We start from the raw sequence: 17,782 nt of genomic DNA, 5'->3' as shown, positions 1-17,782 counted from the left end.
GTGCGGCGGGAACGCCCCACAGCGGACGGACGCCCGGCCGCCCACCAGACCGCCGGACCGACCGGCTCGGCCGCATGCGGCGGGAGCGCCACACGCGGACGGACGCCCGACGGTGCGCGCAGCGCACACGACGACCGCCGGCCGGCGGGCGCGCTGCCGACGCTCCGACGCCCGTACGCCGCGCCGCAGACGCTCGGGTCCGCGCCCGCCGGGGCGTCACAGCCCCGCGCAGGTGCCGGTCCGGGTGGCTCGCGCGGCATCACGGCGACATCCGGGCAGCCGGTGCGCGGCCCGGCGCCCGTGCACCGGCAGGCACGGGGCCGGGCGGCCTCAGGCCAGTCAGGCGACCGCCGTGGGGGCCAGTTCGCGCAGTTCCTGGAGGGCCGTCGCGACGGCCGGGCGGGCGTGGCCGCCGGTGCGGGTGGCGGTCAGGAGTCTGCGGTGGGGGTCGCCCGTGCAGCGGACGCGGGCGATCGGGAGGTGCGGGGTGACGTGGGCCAGGCGTGGGATCAGGGCCACGCCGAGGCCGTGGGCCACGAGATGCGCCGTCGCGTTCCAGTCGCCGGCGTGATGGACGACCTGCGGGGCGAAGCCGGCCGCGCCGCACGCGGCCATGACCTGGAGCCGGCACGGGCTCTCCGGCACCGGGGCGATCCACGGCTCGCGCGCCGCCTCGGCCAGGTCGATCCGGTCCCGCCCGGCCAGCGCGTGCCCGTCCGGCACCACCAGGTCGAACGGGTCGTCCAGCAGCGGCCGCTGGTCGAACCGCGTGTCGCTCATCGGCGGGTTGTGCGGGGTGGACTCCACCACGGCCAGGTCGGCGGCGCCCTCGAAGAGCAGGTCGAAGGCGCCGGGTACCGCCGCCTCCGTGATCCGTACCGACAGCCTCGGGTGACGCTCGCCGAGCCGGGCCGCCAACGGCGCGAGCAACACCGAGACGGCCACCGGGAAGCCGGTCACCCGCAGCACCCCGGCCGGGTCGCCGTGGTCGGCGCGCAGATCCAGCTCGGCCTGGTCCCAGCGGGCCTGGATGGCGTCGGCGTGCGTCAGCAGGCTCTCGGCGGCCGGGGTGAGGCGTACCCCGCGGCCCTGGGGTTCCAGCAGGTCGACGCCGAGGTCGCGGGCGAGCTGGCGGATCTGCTGGGAGGCGGCCGAGGGCGTGAAGTGCAGGGCGCGGGCGGCCGCGGTGACCGTGCCGTAGTGGGCGACCGCTCGGAGGACGTGGAGGCGGCGCAGGTCAATCATGAAGTCGAGGCTTCACGGTGGCGTGCGCAAAGTCAACCTGGACGTGAACATAACCGACGGCGCACTCTTGACGTGTCACGACCGACGACAGGCACACGAGTCACGTGAAGCACGTGAGGATCCGAGGAGTCGCCATGACCAGCACGACCGGCGCCACGGGCACGACCGGCACCGCCTGCCCCCACTGCGGGTGGCCGGACCACGCGGAGCCGTTCCAGGTCGTCTCGCGGCACGCCACCGCGGCGGGCAGCACCGTGTGGACGCGGTGCGGCTGCGGCTCGCTGCAGGTCCGCGCGGTGGACGCGCGGGGGGTGCGCGTCCTGTCCCGCAGCCGGCCCGCCGACGCCCCGGCGGCCCGGGTCGACGGCAGGTGACCAGCGGGTGAGCGGACGAGCAGGCCGGCTTGACAGGCGGTTCGCCCCGGCCGTACTCATCGCGTAGTGATCGCGTACCGGCCGAGGGCGGCCGGTGACCGGGGCCGGGTGCGGGCAGGAGGCGTGGACGTGCGGAGACTCCCCTTGTCCGGGGTGACGGTGGTGAGCGTGGAGCAGGCCGTGGCCGCGCCCTACGCCACCCGGCAGCTGGCCGATCTCGGCGCCCGGGTGATCAAGGTGGAGCGGCCGGGCGAGGGCGACTTCGCCCGCCGCTACGACACCACCGTGCACGGCACGTCCAGCTACTTCGTGTGGATCAACCGCTCGAAGGAGTCCCTCACCCTCGACCTGAAGGATCCGCGCGGCCTGGACATCCTGCACGAACTGCTCGCGGACGCCGACGTGTTCGTGCAGAACCTCGCGCCGGGCGCGGCCGGCCGGCTCGGACTGGGCGCCGAGGACCTGGCCCGCCGCCATCCGCGGCTGATCCCCTGCACGGTCTCCGGCTGGGGCACCACCGGCCCGTGGGCCGGCCGCAAGGCGTACGACCTGCTGGTGCAGTGCCAGACGGGTCTGGTGTCGCTCACCGGCACCCTGGAGGAGACCGCCCGCACGGGCATCTCCGTCGCCGACATCGCCGCCGGGATGTACGCCTACAGCGGTGTGCTCACCGCCCTCTACACCCGCGCCACCACCGGCGAGGTGCACCCCGTGGAGGTGTCCCTCTTCGAGGCGCTCGCGGAGTGGATGGGGCAGCCCGCCTATTACACCCGGTACGGCGGCGCCCAGCCGCCGCGGCTGGGGACCCAGCACGCGACGATCGCCCCGTACGGCACGTACCGGGCCGCGGACGGCCGCGAGGTGCTGTTCTCCATCCAGAACGAACGCGAGTGGGCCGCGCTGTGCCGGGAGTTCCTGGGCCGGCCGGAGCTGACCGACGACCCTCGGTTCGCGACGGGTCCGGACCGCGTGGCGCACCGGGAGGAACTGAACGCGATCGTGGCGGACCGCTGTGTCCGCGACGACGCGGCGGACCTGCTCACGAGCCTGGAGGGCATCGGCATCGCCTGCGCCGGGGTCAACGACGTCGCGGCGTTCCTCGGCCACCCGGTGCTCGCCGCGCGCGGCCGGTGGCGTGAGATCGGGGTGCCGGGCGGCACCGCGGAGGCGCTCCTCCCGCCGGCGGACCTCGCCGGCGTCCCGGCGCGCATGGATCCGGTCCCGGCGGTGGGCGAACACACGGAAACGATCCTCCGCGACCTGGGCCGCTCCCCTGAGGACATCGCGGCTCTGCGGGAGGACGGGGTGATCTGACCCGGACCGGGCGGCACCCGGGCGGGGCCGCTCGGACGACGCCCCGGACAGGCCCACCCCGCTGCGTCGCCCGGTGAGGGGCGGCCCCGCCGCCGGTGCCGGGCAGGTCGCCGTCGCCGGCTGCTCACTGACGCGAGCCGCGCCCGCGTCGCACGGAACGGGGAGCCCGGACGCGCCTGTACGCCGGACAGCGGGGATCCAGCGAGACACCGCCGGGGAACCGCACGGCCACCGGCGTGCGCCCGTGGCCGTGATCGCACCGCGGGGGGAGACCCTCTCGCGGCCGCGTGCCGGTGAGCCGGGCGGCCGAGCACCGCCAGGGCGTCTCGCGCGCTACGCCTGCTCCCTTCCACGCAGCGCCCCCAGCACCTCCTCGTCCGTCAGCTGGTCGAACTCGTCGTACCACTGGCCGACGGCCATGAAGGCGGCCGGTGCGTGGAGGCAGACCAGGTCGTCGGTCTCGGCACGGAGGGACGCGACGCCCGCCGGGGAGGCGACCGGGAGGGCCAGGACGAGGCGGCCCGGTGCGCGGGCGCGCAGGGCGCGCAGGGCCGCGCGGGCGGTGGAGCCGGTGGCCAGACCGTCGTCGACGACGATCACCGTACGGCCGCGCGGGTCGGGTGCGGGCCTGCCCTGACGGTAGAGCCGTTCGCGCCGGAGCAGTTCGGCGCGTTCCCGTTCGACGACGGGTGCGAGGTCGGCGTGGGTCAGGCCCAGGCCGCGCAGGGCCTCGTCGTCGTACACGGGGACGCCGTCGCCGGCCATGGCGCCGACGCCGTACTCCTCGTGCCCGGGGGCTCCCACCTTGCGGACCACGAGGACGTCGAGGGGCGCGCCGAGCGCCTCGGCGACCTCGACGGCGACGGCGACACCGCCACGGGGCAGCGCCAGCACGAGGGGGTCGGGCAGGGCGCCCGCGTCCTGCTCCTGACGCAGGCGCGCGGCCAGTTCGCGTCCGGCCTGCCGGCGATCACGGAACCGCATGACGGTCGGCCTCCCTCCGTACGGCCGGGACGGGGCCCGGTCGGCGTCCGCGTACCCCTCCCCCGGCGCGCGATGCACCGTCGCGGGGCATGGGGCCCGTGCGCTCGGGCAGTCGTGGTGCATGGTCGGTGACACGGGTGACCCGGGGCAGGCGCCGGGACCGGACCGCAGCGGGCACCGCTCGGTGGCGCAGGAGGACGAGGTACGGATCGAGGCCTGGGCGGCGAGCCGCGAGCACTGCCTGGCGGAGGCCGTGGTGGCGATGGTGGAGTGCTTCGCCGACGTCTCCGGCGTGAGACCGACCGGCGTGGGCCGCATCCGCCTGGAGGAGGCCAGCGACGACGACCTGCTGGCCGCGCTGCTCGACGAGGTCCTGTACCGCCTGGAGGTCTACGGCCACGTGCCCGTGGACGTGGAGGCGGACGAGGCCGAGGGCGGCCTGGACGTACGGCTGGCGGTCGCGGGCCTGGCGGACGTGCGGGTCACCGGGCCGGTGCCGACGGACCTCGCCTGGGACGACCTGCGGCTGCGGCCGGGACCGTACGGCTGGTCGTGCGCGGTGACCGTGGACGGTTGAGACACGGGGCCGGACCGGCACGCTCGATGGGCCGGCGTGACGCGGGCGGGGTCCGCCGGCGTCCGTGTGCGGGTCCTCCCAGGCTGCCCCGGCGGCGAGGTCACCCGGGCTCACGACGCCGACGGGGCAGCCGCCGTACGGCGTGTTCCCGGGACGAACACGGGCGGCCGATCCCTCTGGAGCTGTGCCCGGCCTGCGACACCGGCGACGCCGACCGCCCGGCGGCCGGCCTGTTCGTCCAGTGGTTCGCCAACGGCGGTGACCATGACGAGAGCCGCGTCCAGGAGGGTGCACACCTGCTGGTGGAGTGGACGAAGGAGTACATGGCCGCTCACGACCGCCCCTTCGAGGAAGACCCGCCCGAACAGCCCTGAGCGCTGTCTGCCGGCCCGTGACGGCAGGCGGCGGCCGCCGAGCTCCGTTCCCTCGGGTGAGGGCGCCTCAGCGGTGCCGGAACGAGGTCGGTTCGTTCCCGTGGGAACGACTGACGAGCTCGGTACCCGTCACCCGCGAGACCGAGCGAACCGGCGATGGGGAGGCGTCTCCCGGCGGACCAGCCGGACGTCGCATCCACCCCACTGATACGGGCATCGCTGGGCACTCTGGCTGCCGGGTCGAGGGCGCGGGTGGCGCCGGGGAAGACGTGGCAGCGGAGCTGGGGGATGGTCCGAACGCGTTCGACGGAAGTGCCGGCGCGGGGCGATGGCGGTGCCGGAGCACCGTGCACGCCGTGTGCGAGGACCACCGCGCGGGACTCGGGATCGACCGGGAGCACGACGACGCCGACCGTCAGGCCGGCCGCTGCAGGTCCTGTGGACTCTGTCCACGACGACATGGCCGGCTCGAACGCTGAGCGGCTAGCTGAAGCGCTCGCTCACGCTCCGGACCCGCATGCTGTCCGGGGGCGGCTGCTGCAGGGCTGCCCGCGGTCAGCCGCACATCAGCAGGCCGAGGAAGGACCGTCCGGTGGAAGGGCCCAGCGGAGCCTGCGAGGAGCCCGCTGAGCCACCACAGTATGATTTGCAGCACGTCATCGAGGGTATGCATGACTCATGCATACGGAATCCGACACAGCGAATCTTTTAGGGGCCGCCGCACTCGCCCTCAGTGACGTGGTGGTCGCCGAGGCGACACGGGCGGCCAGCACCAGTTCGAGCGGAGCGGCCGCGCTGGTGGTGTTGTCCACGGACCCCGGCCTGAGCGTCACCGAGCTGGGCCGCCGGGTGGGACTGAGCCAGTCCGCGGCGGCCCGTATGGTCGATGGCCTGGAGAAACAGGGACTGGTACGCAAAGAAGCCAGCTGGGGGGCATGGGTCCGCCTCCAACTCAGTGATCTGGGCGCGCAGGCGGCGCACACGCTCCTCGCCTGCCGCAACGACATACTGCGACAAGCGCTGAGCCGTCTCGACGACGGCGAGCGCGAGCAGCTCGGCCGGTTGCTGAGCAAGGTCCTGACGGGTCTGTACCGGCAGCCCGGTGACGCCGAACGCATCTGCCGGCTGTGCGACCGGTGTGCCTGTGTCCGGAACGGTGCGACCTGCCCGGTGGGCCAGGCGGACCGGGATCACCGGGCAAGCCACGAGCACGATCATGGGTGAACTGCTCGCTCTACTGTCCGCCCTGTGTTTCGGCATCACGCACTTCGTCAACGGCCTGGTCTCGCGTCGGCACAACGGGCTGACCGTCGCACTTCACGCCCAGCTGGGAGGCACCGTACTCGGGCTTCTCCTGGCCCCGGTTCTCCACGGTGGAACTGCCTCGCTCGCCGACTACGGCTGGGGCGCGTTGTCGGGAGTGGGCACAGGAGTCGGGGTCGCCTTCCTGTACCGGGCGATGTCCCAGGGGGCGATGAGCGTGGTCGTTCCGGTCAGCGACGTCGGAGCCGTGGCTCTCCCGGTCCTGGTCGGAGTATGTCTCCTCGGAGAGCGTCCAGCCCTGCCTGCATGGGTGGGGATTGCCGCCGTCCTGCCGGCGCTGTGGCTGGTCTCGCAGAACTCTGCGGGCCTCGGCGACAAGCGGCGTCGGGCGGTTTCCGCGGGAGTCCCCAGTGCCTTGATCGCCGGCGTGGGATTCGGCGTGCAGTTCCTCGCCATGGCGCAGGTGGACACGGACAGCGGCTTGTGGCCGGTGGTGCTGAGCCGGGTGGTCTCCGTCCTGGTCATCGCCGCGGTCCTGGGTTCCTACGGTGCCCGTTGGAGGCTGACGGGCAAGCCGTGGGCGACAACGGTGGCGGCTGGTGCCCTGGGCACACTGGCGATCGTGCTGTATCTGGAAGCCACCAGACAACAGCTCATGGCCATCGCCACCGTACTCTCCGCCCTCTACCCCGCCATCCCCGTCCTCCTCGCCCTGGTGCTGCTGAAGGAGCGTCTGAACCGTCGACAGGCCGTCGGCCTCGTCTGCGCGGCACTCGCGATCGGGCTCATCGCACTGCGTTGAACCCGCCGGCCCTCTGCTGCCAGGGGCCGGCGGGCGCGCTCATGCGCCCAGGTAGGACATGACGTGCTTGATGCGGGTGTAGTCCTCCAGGCTGTAGGACGAGAGGTCCTTGCCGTAACCGGACTGCTTGAACCCACCATGGGGCATCTCGGCGGCGACAGGGATGTGGCAGTTGATCCAGACACAGCCCGCGTCGATCTTCCGCGCCATGGTCATCGCGCGCTGATGGTCTCGCGTCCAGACCGAGGACGCGAGACCGTACCGCACACCATTGGCGAGACGGAGGGCGTCTTCGTCGCTGCTGGACGGCTGGACGGAGATGACGGGACCGAAGATCTCCTCTTGGACGGCCCGGTCGTCCTGTCGCAGCCCCGTTATCACGGTGGGCTGGTGGAAGTATCCCGGACCCGGCAGGGCCTCGCCGCCAGTGACCACCTGGGCGTGCGAGGGGAGGCTCCGAAGATGTTCCTCGACCCTCGCGAGCTGCGTGGCGCTGTTCAGCGGGCCGAAGAATACGGTCGGGTCGTCGGGGGCGCCGGTCGTGAGACCTTTGACCTCCTGCGTGAGCGCCGCTACGAATTCATCGTGCACGGCCTGGTCCACGATGACCCTGCAGGCCGAGGCACAGTCCTGTCCGGCGTTGAAGAGTGCTGCCTGGGCGATCCCGCGAGCGGCCTGGGCCAGGTCGGCATCGGCGGCGACAACCACCGGCGCTTTACCGCCCAATTCCAGATGAAGGCGCTTGACATCGACGGCAGCGGCACCGGCCACCTCGGTTCCCGCACGGACGCTCCCGGTCACTGACACCATCGCCGGCACCGGATGCCGAACCAGGCATCGCCCTGTCTCCCGGGAACCGCAGACGACGTTGAACACGCCGTCGGGCAGGAACTCAGCGGCCAGTTCAGCGAGCATCACAGTCGTCAGAGGTGTGGTGTCGGAGGGTTTCAACACCACTGTGTTGCCCGCTGCCACGGCCGGAGCGAACTTCCACACGGCCATCATGAGCGGGTAGTTCCACGGCGTGACCTGCGCACACACTCCGAGTGGCTCGCGACGCACGAACGACGTGTGGTCCGCGATGTACTCACCCGCCGACTTGCCCTCGAGGAAGCGCGCGGCCCCCGCGAAGAAGCGGATCTGGTCGATCATGGGACCGATTTCCTCGGCCGCCGTGACATGCAGCGGCTTACCCGTATGGACAGCCTCCGCGCGGACGAACTCGTCAGCGCGGCGCTCAAGGGCGTCGGCTATGCCCATCAGGCTGAGTTGCCGTTGCGCCGGTGCGACGTCCCGCCATGTTTCGAACGCAGTAAGCGCAGTGGCGCAGGCCGCATCCACATCTGCGTCCCCGGACACAGGGGCGGCTCCGGTGACCTCGCCGGTGGCGGGGTTGGTCAGGACAAGCGTCTTCCCGGACCGGGCCTGGCGGCGACGGCCACCGATGAAGTTCTCAAGTGTCTTGTGCGCTGTCACTTTCCTCACCTCGGCACGGGCGTGAATTCACGGCTGGCAATGTACGTCGGCCGTGGGGCGGGGGCCCCGAAAGGATCCCCTAGGACGTTGTCGACGCTGTTGAAGACGATGAAGATGTTGGACCGCGGGTAGGGCGTGATGTTGCCGTTCGATCCGTGCATGCAGTTGGAGTCGAAGAAGGTGGCCGACCCGGGCGGCCCGGTGAACTGCTGGATGCCGCCCGCGTTGCGAGCCAGTTCGCTCACCGATTCCTGGTCGGGCATCCCGATGGCCACCGAGTGGGTGCGCAGGGAGTTGCGGTGGTGATCGTGTGGTGTCTGGCCCACACACGGTACGAAAACGCGGTGGGAACCAGGGATGATCATCAGGCTTCCGTTGTAGGGGTAGTCTCAGTCAGGGCGATGGAGACGCTCACCGCGCGCGGTGCCGGCATGCCGTCCTCTGCGTGCCACGTTTCGAAATCGGAGTGCCAGTAGAAGGGTCCTCCGCCGAAGCCCGGCTTGTAATTGACCCGGCTCTGATGGACGTATACCTCGGAGCCGAGCATCTGTCGGGCTGGGTCGACCACGCGGGGGTCAGCGGTCAGGCGGGCGAAGACCTCGCTGATACGGTGAACCTCGAATATCGAGCGGACCTCCTGCGATTTTTCCTCGATGACGGTGCGCTCGTCCTTGCGCAGGTCGGGGTCGTCCGCGAGTCGCGCCCCTTCCCTTTGGAAAGTCTCGACCTCCTGCGGAGTGAGGAGAGACTGCTCCGCGTGGTAGCCGAGCCGGTCGAACGTGTCCAGCTGGTCCGCTGCCAGCGGGCCGTCCTCAGCAGTGCCCCAGGCCGTCGGGTCCTCGCGCGCCATGGCGGGGGCGGGAGAGAGCAGGCGCGTGGGGTAGCGGTCGGTCACAGTGGTGCTCACGATGTCGGTGCCTTTCGTCTAGAGGGAATCCCGGCCATGGCAGGCCGTGGTGCTGTCACATCCGTTCGGAGCGGGCACGTCCAGGGCTGGATTGCCGTCGAAGAACCCGTTGGGGCGCAGGGCGAAACCGGTGCTCACCACCGGCATGGCGGGCCAGTCCTCCGGGCGCACGATGTGGTGCTCACCGAACGTGTGCCACACCACCACGTCCGTGTCGGCCAGCGGCCTGTCCTGCCGTACGAAAGCGGGCAGTCCCTCGCCGCCGCGGCTCTGGTTGGGGTAGTCGCCGGCCGCGTAGAACTGCGTGGGGTCGTCAAGACGGCGGATAGCCAAGCGGCTCGCCGAGCAGGATGCGGCACGCCGGGCTCGACGGGGGTTGGCATTGAAACCTCCGGGACCGCTGCCGGCGATGTCCCCCGGTTGGTGGGAGACCAACGACCGGTGGTGACCCCCGCCTCGAAGTCTCGTGACGGGCCGCCGACGTGTCGCTCACCCGCCGGCGTCCGCGGCCGCCTCCTCGACACGTGCGGCCACCCAGGCCAGGAACGCCCGCACGTCGGCGGCGGGCAGGGTGGCCGCCGCCGCGCGGGGGCGTTCGAAGCTGGTCAGCGCCTCGGTGATCAAGGGCCGGAAAGCGGGTTCGGCCGCGGCGACGATCTCCCCCGCCCTGCGCTTGGCGAACCAGTGGCCGGTACGGCAGTGGACGGTGGCGCGGCAGCCGTTGAGCACCCTGTTGTCGGCCAGGTGCCCCTCTCCGTCGGCGTGTTCCCGCACGGAGGCGCGGAGCGCGGCGAGCACCGTGGACCGCTCCGGCGCCGCGATCACGTCCCGCGCCGACGCGCCGTACAGCGGGAGTCCCGCCTGGTGGGCGACGGAGCGGTCGATCACGTACCAGAAGGCCGGTGCGCCGGCGGGGTCGTGGTCGGCCCGCTCGGGCAGGGAGGGCCCGGTGTTGAGGTCCAGCAGGTATCCCGCCGCACCGGACGGGCGGGCGGCGAAGCCGGCGGGGTAGACGACCAGTTCCAGGCCTGCGGCCGGGCAGGCCAGCGCGGGGTGGGCCAGCGTCCCGGCCAGCGAGACGAGGTCCGCGCGCGGCGGCGCGGGGTCCACCACGACCGTCACGTCGACGTCGCTGCGCCCGTGGCGGTAGTCGCCGAGGGCGAGCGAGCCGACGGCGAGGACGCTCACCAGGCGGTCCCCGCAGACTGCGGAGGCACGGCGGACCAGCTCCTCCAGATAGGCGCGCAGTTCCGGCGGCGGGAAGGGACGGCTCATGCCCTCGGTGTCACCCCCGAAAGGCGCGGCCGGTCCGGGTTCTCACGCCCACAGTTCATCGCTGTCGCACACCGTCGCGCCCATGTTGCGCTCCATCATCCGCAGCGCGGCGTCCGCCAGGTCGGCGTGGATGTGCGCGACGGCGTCCCGGGGGACGGTCACCTGGAAGTGCCGGATGTGCGCGTCGAGCGAGGAGTACAGCACGCACTGCTCGGTCACCTGGCCGCACAGCACGAGCCGGTCGATGTCCTGCTGGGAGAGCAGGTAGCTGAGCGGGGTCTCGAAGAAGATCGAGTGCCGGGCCTTGACCACGAAGAGCGAGGACTCGTCCGGGACCAGCGGCTCGACCAGGCGCGCGTGCGGTCCCGCCAGCGCCTTGTCGAGCAGCTCCCCGTGGTGGGAGCGCCACTCGCCGAAGTTGTCGTTGACGTAGATCACCGGCGCGTCCTGCCGGCGGGCCCGCTCCAGCAGGCCGGAGATCACCGGGACCACCGTCTCGGCGGACGGGCGCAGCTGGTCGGCGTCCGGGTGGTCGTAGGTGTTGATCATGTCGATGACGATCAGTGCGGTCTTGCCCATGCCTTCAGGGTTCCACCGGGGCGGACAATCAGGCATCCTCGGCGCGTCCGGGACCGGAACGCCCTCAGGCCCGTGCTCTCCGTGTCCGGCCGGGCTTCCGGGCGGACGCCGACGGGGGCCGTCCGGCCCTGGTCAACGGCCTCCTCACCGCCGACGATGGACGAATGATCCACAGCGATGGCTCCCGGGCGCTCGACCGGCAGGAGTGCCTGCGCCTGCTGGGCAAGGTGCCGGTCGGCCGCGTCGTGTACACCCGGCAGGCGCTGCCGGCGGTGCTGCCGGTGAACTTCGTCCTGGACACGGACGCGTCCGTGGTGCTGCGCACCTCCGCGGACTCCGACCTGGTGCGGGCCGTCGACGGGGTCGTGGTGGCGTTCGAGGCGGACGACTTCCACGTCGGGAGCCGGTCCGGCTGGAGCGTGGTGGTGACCGGCCGGGCGGCGGTGGTGACCGGCCCGGCCGAGCACGAGCGGCTGCTGCGCACCGGCCCCCGGTCGTGGATGCCGCTGCGGAACGGCGTGTTCGTGCGGATCGGGAGCGAGATGGTGACCGGGCGGGAACTGACAGGGACCGGGGACTGACCGCAGGCGTCCCGTGGATGGTCAATCCCCTTGCACGGCACCGCCGTACGGGTGACGTACGGTACCGCCTGTGACCGCCTACACCCCTGAGAACACCCCGGGCCGTTACGGCCCGTACGCCACGCTCGAGACCGAGCCGCGCTCCGTCGGCCGGGTGCGCACCGAGTACTCGCCCGCGTACGACGGCGACCCGGACCCCGGGGAGGTCGTCTGGACCTGGGTGCCGTTCGAGGAGAACGACGGACGGGGCAAGGACCGGCCGGTGCTGGTCGTCGCCCGCGAGGCGGCCGGGACGTTCCTCGCCGTGCAGCTGTCGAGCAGGCGGCGCGCCGGCGACCGGGAGTGGGTGCCGATCGGCAGCGGTCCGTGGGACCGGTCGGGGCGTGAGTCCTGGGTGGACGTCGACCGGGTGTTGCGGCTGCACGAGCAGGGCATGCGCCGGGAGGCGTGCGCGCTGGACCGGATGCGGTTCAACCTGGTGCGGCAGCGGCTCAGGGAGCGCCACGGCTGGAGCTGACCGCCGTCGGCCCGGCCGGCAGGTCCGCGAAGGTCCGCTCGGACGCCGTGCGGACCTCGCCGTCGCGGGTGCGGTCCAGGACGGCGAACACCACGTGTTCGAAGACGCCGTGGAAGCGCCCGCCGGGGCCCAGGGACGTGCGGAACGCCTCCGCCACCTGTGCCGGGTCGTTGCGGAACACCCCGCAGCCCCACGCGCCGAGCACCAGCCGCCGGTGCCCGTGGGCGGCCGCCGTCTCCAGGACGCGGCCCGCGCGGCGGACCAGCACCCCGGGCAGCTCCCCCAGCCGCTCGGGCGCCGTGGAGCGGATCACGCCCGCGTCGGGCGCCGGCGAGGTGAGGAAACCGGCCGTGAAGGGGGCGTCCAGCAGGGTGCCGCGGTCGTCGCGGAACACCGGCACGGCCGGTGCGTGGATCACCCGGTCGGTGGAGAACGGGTCCCGGTGGGCGCGGTGGTGCGCGTAGAAGCCGGGCGCCCGCAGCAGGCACGTGTACAGCGCCGAGGCGCGGCACAGGGCCTCCTCCTGGGCCTGCGCGCCGTTGAGGTAGCCGCCGCCCGGGTCGCGCGCCGAGGCGAAGACGAGCACGGCCACGGGATCCGCGCCGGTGAGGCGATGGGCGGCGCCCGGACTGCTCTCGCCGGTCACCTCGAACCGGGTCCGCACCGGACCGGACCGCGGCGCCGCGACCGGTTCCGGTCCGTGCAGGGTGGTGCCCTGCCGCGCGGCCTCGACGGCGGGCCCGATCCGCACCTCGCGGCCGTCCGGCGCGCGATAGGCGCCCTCCGCCACGATCCGTTCCGTCTCCCGGGCGATGCCCCGCAGGCGCGCGCTCACGGCGCCACCCCCGTAGCCGCCGTGACCGCGCCCCGCGCGTTCCCCCTCGTCGCGCTCACGCGAGCATCCTGAGTGATGCTGGTCACGCGGCGCAACGCGGTTTCCGCCGCCCCGGACGGTCCGGGACCGGCGGCGAAACGCCCCGGTGGCGGGCGGGACGCGGAGGTGACCGGCCCCTTGCGCCCCGCCGGGCGCCCTTGTGCGGGGCGGCCCGAGGCTTTTGGGTGGACGCGTTGGTGCCGGCCGGGACCGACCGGGCTCCGGGCCGGCGACACGGTGGTGTCTCAGGAGGATTCCCGCATGTCCGATCCGTCGAGCGGCCGTGCGCCGTCCCGCGCGGCCGTCACCGAGGCCGAGGCGGAAGCCCTGATCCGGGGCATCTGCTTCAAGACCGGACCGCCCCACCGCCTCGGTGTGGAAGTCGAATGGCTGGTCCACGAGCTGCGCGACCCGCGGCTCCCCGTCTCCCGTGAACGGCTCGAAGCGGCCTACGCCGCACTGCGCGCGGTGCCCCTGCGTTCGGCGCTCACCGTCGAACCCGGCGGCCAGCTCGAGCTCAGCTCGCCGCCCGCCGCGTCCCTCACCGAGTGCCTGACCACCGTCTCCGCCGACCTGGACGCCGTCCGCGCGGTCCTCGGCCGGGACGGCCTCACCCTGGCCGGCCTGGGCCACGACCCCTGGCGGACCCCCCGCCGCCATCTCCGCCGGCCGCGCTACGACGCGATGGAGGCCGCCCTCGACCGCACCGGCGCGGCCGGCCGGTACATGATGTGCACCTCCGCCTCGGTGCAGGTGTGCGTGGACGCCGGCCACGAGGAACCCGGCCCGCTCGGCCACGTACGCCGCTGGTGGCTGGCCCACCTGCTGGGCGCCGTCCTGGTGGCGGTCTTCGCGAACTCCCCCGTCTCCGCCGGCCGGCCCACCGGCTGGCGGTCCACGCGGCAGCTGCGCTGGACGCAGATCGGCCCCGGACGGGCCGGCGCCCCCGCGCTGGACGCCGACCCGCGCGGCGCCTGGGCCCGGCACGTGCTGGACGCGCCCGTGATGTGCGTACGCCGGGCCGGCGACGGGCCGTGGGAGGTGCCGGAGGACCTGTCGTTCCGGCACTGGACGCGCCGCCGGTCGCCGCGCGCGCCCACGCACGACGACCTGGACTACCACGTCACCACCCTGTTCCCGCCGGTCAGGCCGCGCGGCCATCTGGAGCTGCGGATGATGGACGCACAGCCCGGCGACGACGGCTGGACGGTGCCGCTGGCCGTGACGGCGGCGCTGTTCGACGACCCGGAGGCCGCCGAGACCGCCTACCGGACGGTGAAACCCCTGGCCGAGCGGACGCGGGGCGTGCCCGCGCCGCAGAACCCGCTGTGGCGGGACGCGGCCCGCGACGGTCTGGCCGACCCGGAACTGCGGGAGGCGGCGGCCGTCTGCTTCACGGAGGCGCTCGACGCGCTGCCCCGCCTCGGGGCCGCGACCGCCCTGGTCGACCGGGTCGCGGCGTTCCGGGACCGCTACGTCGCCCGGGGCCGCTGCCCCGCCGACGACCTGCTCGACGCGTGGCGCGCGGAGCACGACGGGCGTACCGCGTCCGGCGCGCCCCTCACCCCCCACCCGTACGGGAAGGACGTCCTCTCATGACCGACCCCGCCCTCGACGCCGAGACCCTGCGCGAGCACGCGGTCGCCTCCCTGGTCGTCGCGCGGGACCGCACCACGCTGCTGACCGGCTGTGTGGAGGACCCCGACCTGACCGCGCAGCACTCGCCGCTGATGTCGCCACTGGTGTGGGACCTGGCGCACGTCGGCAACCAGGAGGAGCAGTGGCTGCTGCGCACGGTGGCCGGCCAGGAGGCGATCCGCCCGGAGATCGACAGCCTCTACGACGCCTTCGAGCACCCGCGCGCCGAACGCCCGAACCTCCCGCTGCTGTCGCCCGGGGAGGCCCGCCGGTACGCGGCCGAGGTGCGCGGACGGGTGCTGGACGTGCTGGAGCGCACGGCGTTCCACGGGACCCGGCTGACCGAGGCCGGGTTCGTCTTCGGGATGGTCGCCCAGCACGAGCAGCAGCACGGCGAGACCATGCTGATCACGCACCAGCTCCGGAAGGGCCCGGCCGCCCTCACCGCGCCCGACCCGGAGCCGGTCACGCCGTACGCCGGGCCGGCCGAGGTCCTGGTGCCGGGCGGCCCGTTCACCATGGGCACCTCGGCCGAGCCGTGGGCGCTGGACAACGAACGCCCCGCGCACCGCCGCGAGGTGGCCCCGTTCCGCCTCGACGCCACGCCGGTGACCAACGCCGCGTACCAGGCGTTCGTCGAGGACGGCGGCTACGACGACCCGCGCTGGTGGACGCCCGAGGGCTGGGCGCACGTCCGCCGCGCCTCCCTCACCGCGCCGCTGTACTGGCGCCGGGAGGGCGGGGTGTGGCTGCGCCGCCGTTTCGGCGTCACCGAGCAGGTGCCGCCGGACGAGCCCGTGCTGCACGTGTGCTGGTACGAGGCCGACGCGTACGCCCGCTGGGCCGGGCGCCGGCTGCCCACCGAGGCCGAGTGGGAGAAGGCCGCCCGGTACGACCCGGCGACCGGTCGTTCGAGGCGCTACCCGTGGGGCGACGCCGATCCGGCGCCCGAGCACGCCAACCTCGGCCAGCGCCATCTGCGTCCGGCGCCGGCCGGCAGCCACCCGGCGGGCGCGTCGCCGCTGGGCGTGCGGCAGCTGATCGGTGACGTGTGGGAGTGGACGGCGAGCGACTTCCTGCCGTACCCCGGCTTCGAGGCGTTCCCGTACAAGGAGTACTCGGAGGTGTTCTTCGGGCCGGAGTACAAGGTGCTGCGCGGCGGTTCGTTCGCCGTGGACCCGGTGGCCTGCCGGGGCACGTTCCGCAACTGGGACCTTCCGGTCCGGCGGCAGATCTTCTCCGGGTTCCGCACCGCCCGCTCGGTGGAGGACGCCTGATGTGCCGACACCTCGCGTACGTGGGGCCCGAGGAGCCGCTGGGCGCGCTGCTGGTCGGGCCGCCGCACGGTCTGTACCGGCAGGCGTGGGCGCCGCGCCGGCAGCGGCACGGCACGGTCAACGCGGACGGCTTCGGCGTGGGCTGGTACGCCGCCGGCGACCCGGTCCCGGCCCGGTACCGGAGGGCCGGGCCGGTGTGGGCGGACCTGTCGTTCACGGACCTGGCGCGGGTGGTGCGGACGGAGGCGCTGCTCGCGGCCGTGCGCGACGCGACGCTGTCCGGCGCCGACGCGGAGGCGGCCGCGGCGCCCTTCGCGTCCGGGGCGTGGCTGTTCAGCCACAACGGCGCGGTGCCGGGCTGGCCGGGTTCGCTCGCGCCGCTGGCCGCCACGGTGCCGGCCGGGGACCTGCTGTCGTTGGAGGCGCGCACCGACTCGGCGTTCGTGTGGGCTCTGGTGCTGGCGCGGCTGCGGGACGGCGACGCCCTGGGGCAGGCGCTGGCCGACACGGTCGCCGAGGTCGCCCGGGCGGTTCCCGCGGCCCGGCTGAACCTGCTGCTCACCGACGGCGCCGCCGTCGCCGCGACCGCCTGGGGGGACACCCTGTGGTACCTCGCCCGGCCCGGCGGGGGCACCGTGGTCGCCTCCGAGCCCTACGACGACGACCCGCACTGGCAGGAGGCGCCCGACCGCACCCTGCTCGCCGCGAGCCGCACCGAAGTACTGCTCACCCCGCTCAAGGAGCCCCTCACGTGAGTCCGTTCCGTCTGACCCGCACCCTCCCCGAGGACGCCACCGGCGCCGCGCTGCGCGCCGACGTCCGCGCGGGACTGACCGGCAGCCCCAAGACGCTGCCGCCCAAGTGGTTCTACGACGCCCGGGGCAGCGAGCTGTTCGAGGAGATCACCGCGCTGCCCGAGTACTACCCGACGCGCGCCGAGCGGGAGATCCTGCTCGCCCGCGCCGACGAGATCGCCGCCGCGTCCGGCGCCCGCACCCTGGTGGAACTGGGCTCGGGCTCCTCGGAGAAGACGCGGCATCTGATCGCCGCCCTCACCGGGCTGCACGCGTACGTCCCGGTCGACGTCAGCGAGTCGGCGCTGACCGGGGCCGGGCGGGCGCTGGCGGCCGAACGGCCCGGCCTGGAGGTGCACGCGCTGGTCGCCGACTTCACCGCGGAGCTGACCCTGCCGGACACGCCGGGGCCGCGCCTGGTGGCGTTCCTCGGCGGCACCATCGGCAACCTGCCGCCGGCCGAACGGGCCGCGTTCCTCTCCTCCGTCCGCGCCCTGCTCGCCCCGGGCGACGCGCTGCTGCTGGGCACGGACCTGGTGAAGGACGAGGGGACGCTGGTCCGGGCGTACGACGACGCGGCCGGGGTGACGGCCGCGTTCGACAAGAACGTGCTGTGTGTCGTCAACCGGGAGCTGGGCGCCGACTTCGACCCGGACGCCTTCGACCACGTGGCGCTGTGGGACGCGGAACACGAGTGGGTCGAGATGCGGCTGCGCTCGCGCACCGCGCAGTCGGTGAAGATCCCGGCGCTCGGACTGGCCGTGGACTTCGCGGAGGGCGAGGAGCTGCGCACCGAGGTGTCGGCGAAGTTCCGGCGGGAGGGCGTGCGCGCGGAGCTGGCGGCCGCGGGGCTGGACCTGGCCCGGTGGTGGACGGACGGCGAGCGGCGGTTCGCGCTGTCGCTGAGCGTCGCCCGCTGACCGCCCCGCCG

The 17,782-nt window shown here is 73.6% G+C and carries 19 protein-coding genes and 1 pseudogene; 12 read left to right on the top strand and 8 right to left on the bottom strand.

The window, feature by feature from the left end:
* Positions 1-339: 339 nt before the first annotated feature.
* Positions 340-1,245 (bottom strand): LysR family transcriptional regulator, encoded by a 906-nt coding sequence (locus ACWH4W_RS19935; RefSeq protein ID WP_473077069.1) that lies wholly within the window; start codon positions 1,243-1,245, stop codon positions 340-342.
* A 134-nt stretch (positions 1,246-1,379) separates the two neighbouring features.
* On the opposite strand from ACWH4W_RS19935, the gene ACWH4W_RS19930 reads away from it, so the two are divergent.
* The gene (locus ACWH4W_RS19930) at positions 1,380-1,619 is read left to right on the top strand and encodes a hypothetical protein (RefSeq protein ID WP_473077068.1); all 240 of its coding nucleotides are present in this window, start codon (positions 1,380-1,382) and stop codon (positions 1,617-1,619) included.
* Positions 1,620-1,742: 123 nt separating this feature from the next.
* A complete protein-coding gene (locus ACWH4W_RS19925; RefSeq protein WP_473077067.1) occupies positions 1,743-2,933 on the top strand; it encodes a CaiB/BaiF CoA transferase family protein in 1,191 nt (396 codons plus the stop codon).
* A 333-nt stretch (positions 2,934-3,266) separates the two neighbouring features.
* Here ACWH4W_RS19925 and ACWH4W_RS19920 read toward each other — a convergent pair whose 3' ends face one another.
* Positions 3,267-3,917 carry a phosphoribosyltransferase gene (locus ACWH4W_RS19920; protein WP_473077066.1) on the bottom strand — a complete coding sequence of 217 codons (651 nt, stop codon included), beginning with the start codon at positions 3,915-3,917 and terminating at the stop codon, positions 3,267-3,269.
* A 121-nt stretch (positions 3,918-4,038) separates the two neighbouring features.
* Here ACWH4W_RS19920 and ACWH4W_RS19915 point away from each other — a divergent pair, with 121 nt between their 5' ends.
* The 4 genes from ACWH4W_RS19915 to ACWH4W_RS19900 all read left to right on the top strand — a co-directional run bounded on the left by ACWH4W_RS19915 (position 4,039) and on the right by ACWH4W_RS19900 (position 6,933).
* Positions 4,039-4,494, top strand: a complete 456-nt coding sequence (locus tag ACWH4W_RS19915; protein ID WP_473077065.1) for an archease — start codon at positions 4,039-4,041, stop codon at positions 4,492-4,494.
* 26 nt (positions 4,495-4,520) lie between these two features.
* Complete coding sequence (locus tag ACWH4W_RS19910; RefSeq protein ID WP_473077064.1) at positions 4,521-4,868, top strand: DUF6300 family protein; 348 nt, start codon at positions 4,521-4,523, stop codon at positions 4,866-4,868.
* Positions 4,869-5,546: 678 nt separating this feature from the next.
* Positions 5,547-6,092 carry a MarR family winged helix-turn-helix transcriptional regulator gene (locus ACWH4W_RS19905; RefSeq protein WP_473077063.1) on the top strand — a complete coding sequence of 182 codons (546 nt, stop codon included), beginning with the start codon at positions 5,547-5,549 and terminating at the stop codon, positions 6,090-6,092.
* The gene (locus ACWH4W_RS19900; protein ID WP_473077062.1) at positions 6,085-6,933 is read left to right on the top strand and encodes a GRP family sugar transporter; all 849 of its coding nucleotides are present in this window, start codon (positions 6,085-6,087) and stop codon (positions 6,931-6,933) included. The genes ACWH4W_RS19905 and ACWH4W_RS19900 overlap by 8 nt, the downstream gene beginning before the upstream one ends.
* Before the next feature lie 39 nt (positions 6,934-6,972).
* On the opposite strand, the gene ACWH4W_RS19895 is transcribed toward ACWH4W_RS19900, so the two are convergent.
* The 5 genes and pseudogenes from ACWH4W_RS19895 to ACWH4W_RS19875 all read right to left on the bottom strand — a co-directional run bounded on the left by ACWH4W_RS19895 (position 6,973) and on the right by ACWH4W_RS19875 (position 11,170).
* Complete coding sequence (locus ACWH4W_RS19895) at positions 6,973-8,409, bottom strand: aminobutyraldehyde dehydrogenase (protein ID WP_473077061.1); 1,437 nt, start codon at positions 8,407-8,409, stop codon at positions 6,973-6,975.
* 5 nt (positions 8,410-8,414) lie between these two features.
* Positions 8,415-9,259, bottom strand: a pseudogene (thpD, locus tag ACWH4W_RS19890) (ectoine hydroxylase).
* 75 nt (positions 9,260-9,334) lie between these two features.
* Positions 9,335-9,751: a copper amine oxidase gene (locus ACWH4W_RS19885; RefSeq protein ID WP_473077060.1), complete on the bottom strand. Its 417-nt coding sequence runs from the start codon at positions 9,749-9,751 to the stop codon at positions 9,335-9,337.
* A 54-nt stretch (positions 9,752-9,805) separates the two neighbouring features.
* Positions 9,806-10,591, bottom strand: coding sequence for a nucleotidyltransferase domain-containing protein (locus tag ACWH4W_RS19880; RefSeq protein WP_473077059.1), 786 nt, complete (start codon positions 10,589-10,591; stop codon positions 9,806-9,808).
* A gap of 42 nt (positions 10,592-10,633) precedes the next feature.
* Positions 10,634-11,170, bottom strand: coding sequence for a cysteine hydrolase family protein (locus ACWH4W_RS19875; protein ID WP_473077058.1), 537 nt, complete (start codon positions 11,168-11,170; stop codon positions 10,634-10,636).
* A 164-nt stretch (positions 11,171-11,334) separates the two neighbouring features.
* On the opposite strand from ACWH4W_RS19875, the gene ACWH4W_RS19870 reads away from it, so the two are divergent.
* A complete protein-coding gene (locus tag ACWH4W_RS19870) occupies positions 11,335-11,751 on the top strand; it encodes a pyridoxamine 5'-phosphate oxidase family protein (RefSeq protein ID WP_473077057.1) in 417 nt (138 codons plus the stop codon).
* A 70-nt stretch (positions 11,752-11,821) separates the two neighbouring features.
* Positions 11,822-12,268, top strand: a complete 447-nt coding sequence (locus tag ACWH4W_RS19865) for a type II toxin-antitoxin system PemK/MazF family toxin (protein WP_473077056.1) — start codon at positions 11,822-11,824, stop codon at positions 12,266-12,268.
* Here the strand turns inward: ACWH4W_RS19865 and ACWH4W_RS19860 are convergent.
* Entirely contained in the window at positions 12,243-13,103 is an 861-nt protein-coding gene (locus ACWH4W_RS19860; protein WP_473077055.1) for a TIGR02452 family protein, read from the bottom strand. The two genes, ACWH4W_RS19865 and ACWH4W_RS19860, sit on opposite strands and share 26 nt — an antisense overlap.
* Before the next feature lie 300 nt (positions 13,104-13,403).
* Between ACWH4W_RS19860 and egtA the strand changes: the two genes are divergently transcribed.
* From egtA to egtD, 4 genes are read left to right on the top strand one after another with little or no spacing between them, the layout of a single operon-like run.
* Positions 13,404-14,741, top strand: a complete 1,338-nt coding sequence (gene egtA / locus ACWH4W_RS19855; protein WP_473077054.1) for an ergothioneine biosynthesis glutamate--cysteine ligase EgtA — start codon at positions 13,404-13,406, stop codon at positions 14,739-14,741.
* Positions 14,738-16,057 (top strand): ergothioneine biosynthesis protein EgtB, encoded by a 1,320-nt coding sequence (egtB, locus tag ACWH4W_RS19850; RefSeq protein ID WP_473077053.1) that lies wholly within the window; start codon positions 14,738-14,740, stop codon positions 16,055-16,057. Before egtA ends, egtB begins: the two co-directional genes overlap by 4 nt.
* Complete coding sequence (gene egtC / locus ACWH4W_RS19845; protein ID WP_473077052.1) at positions 16,057-16,812, top strand: ergothioneine biosynthesis protein EgtC; 756 nt, start codon at positions 16,057-16,059, stop codon at positions 16,810-16,812. Before egtB ends, egtC begins: the two co-directional genes overlap by 1 nt.
* On the top strand, positions 16,809-17,771 hold the full coding sequence (gene egtD / locus ACWH4W_RS19840; RefSeq protein WP_473077051.1) for an L-histidine N(alpha)-methyltransferase: 963 nt from the start codon (positions 16,809-16,811) through the stop codon (positions 17,769-17,771). Before egtC ends, egtD begins: the two co-directional genes overlap by 4 nt.
* The last annotated feature ends 11 nt before the right edge of the window (positions 17,772-17,782 follow it).

The organism is Streptomyces sp. DSM 120436 (assembly GCF_055778765.1).
The sequence above is the reverse complement of the archived record's forward strand: the minus strand, read 5'-3'. Positions and strand labels throughout refer to the sequence as shown.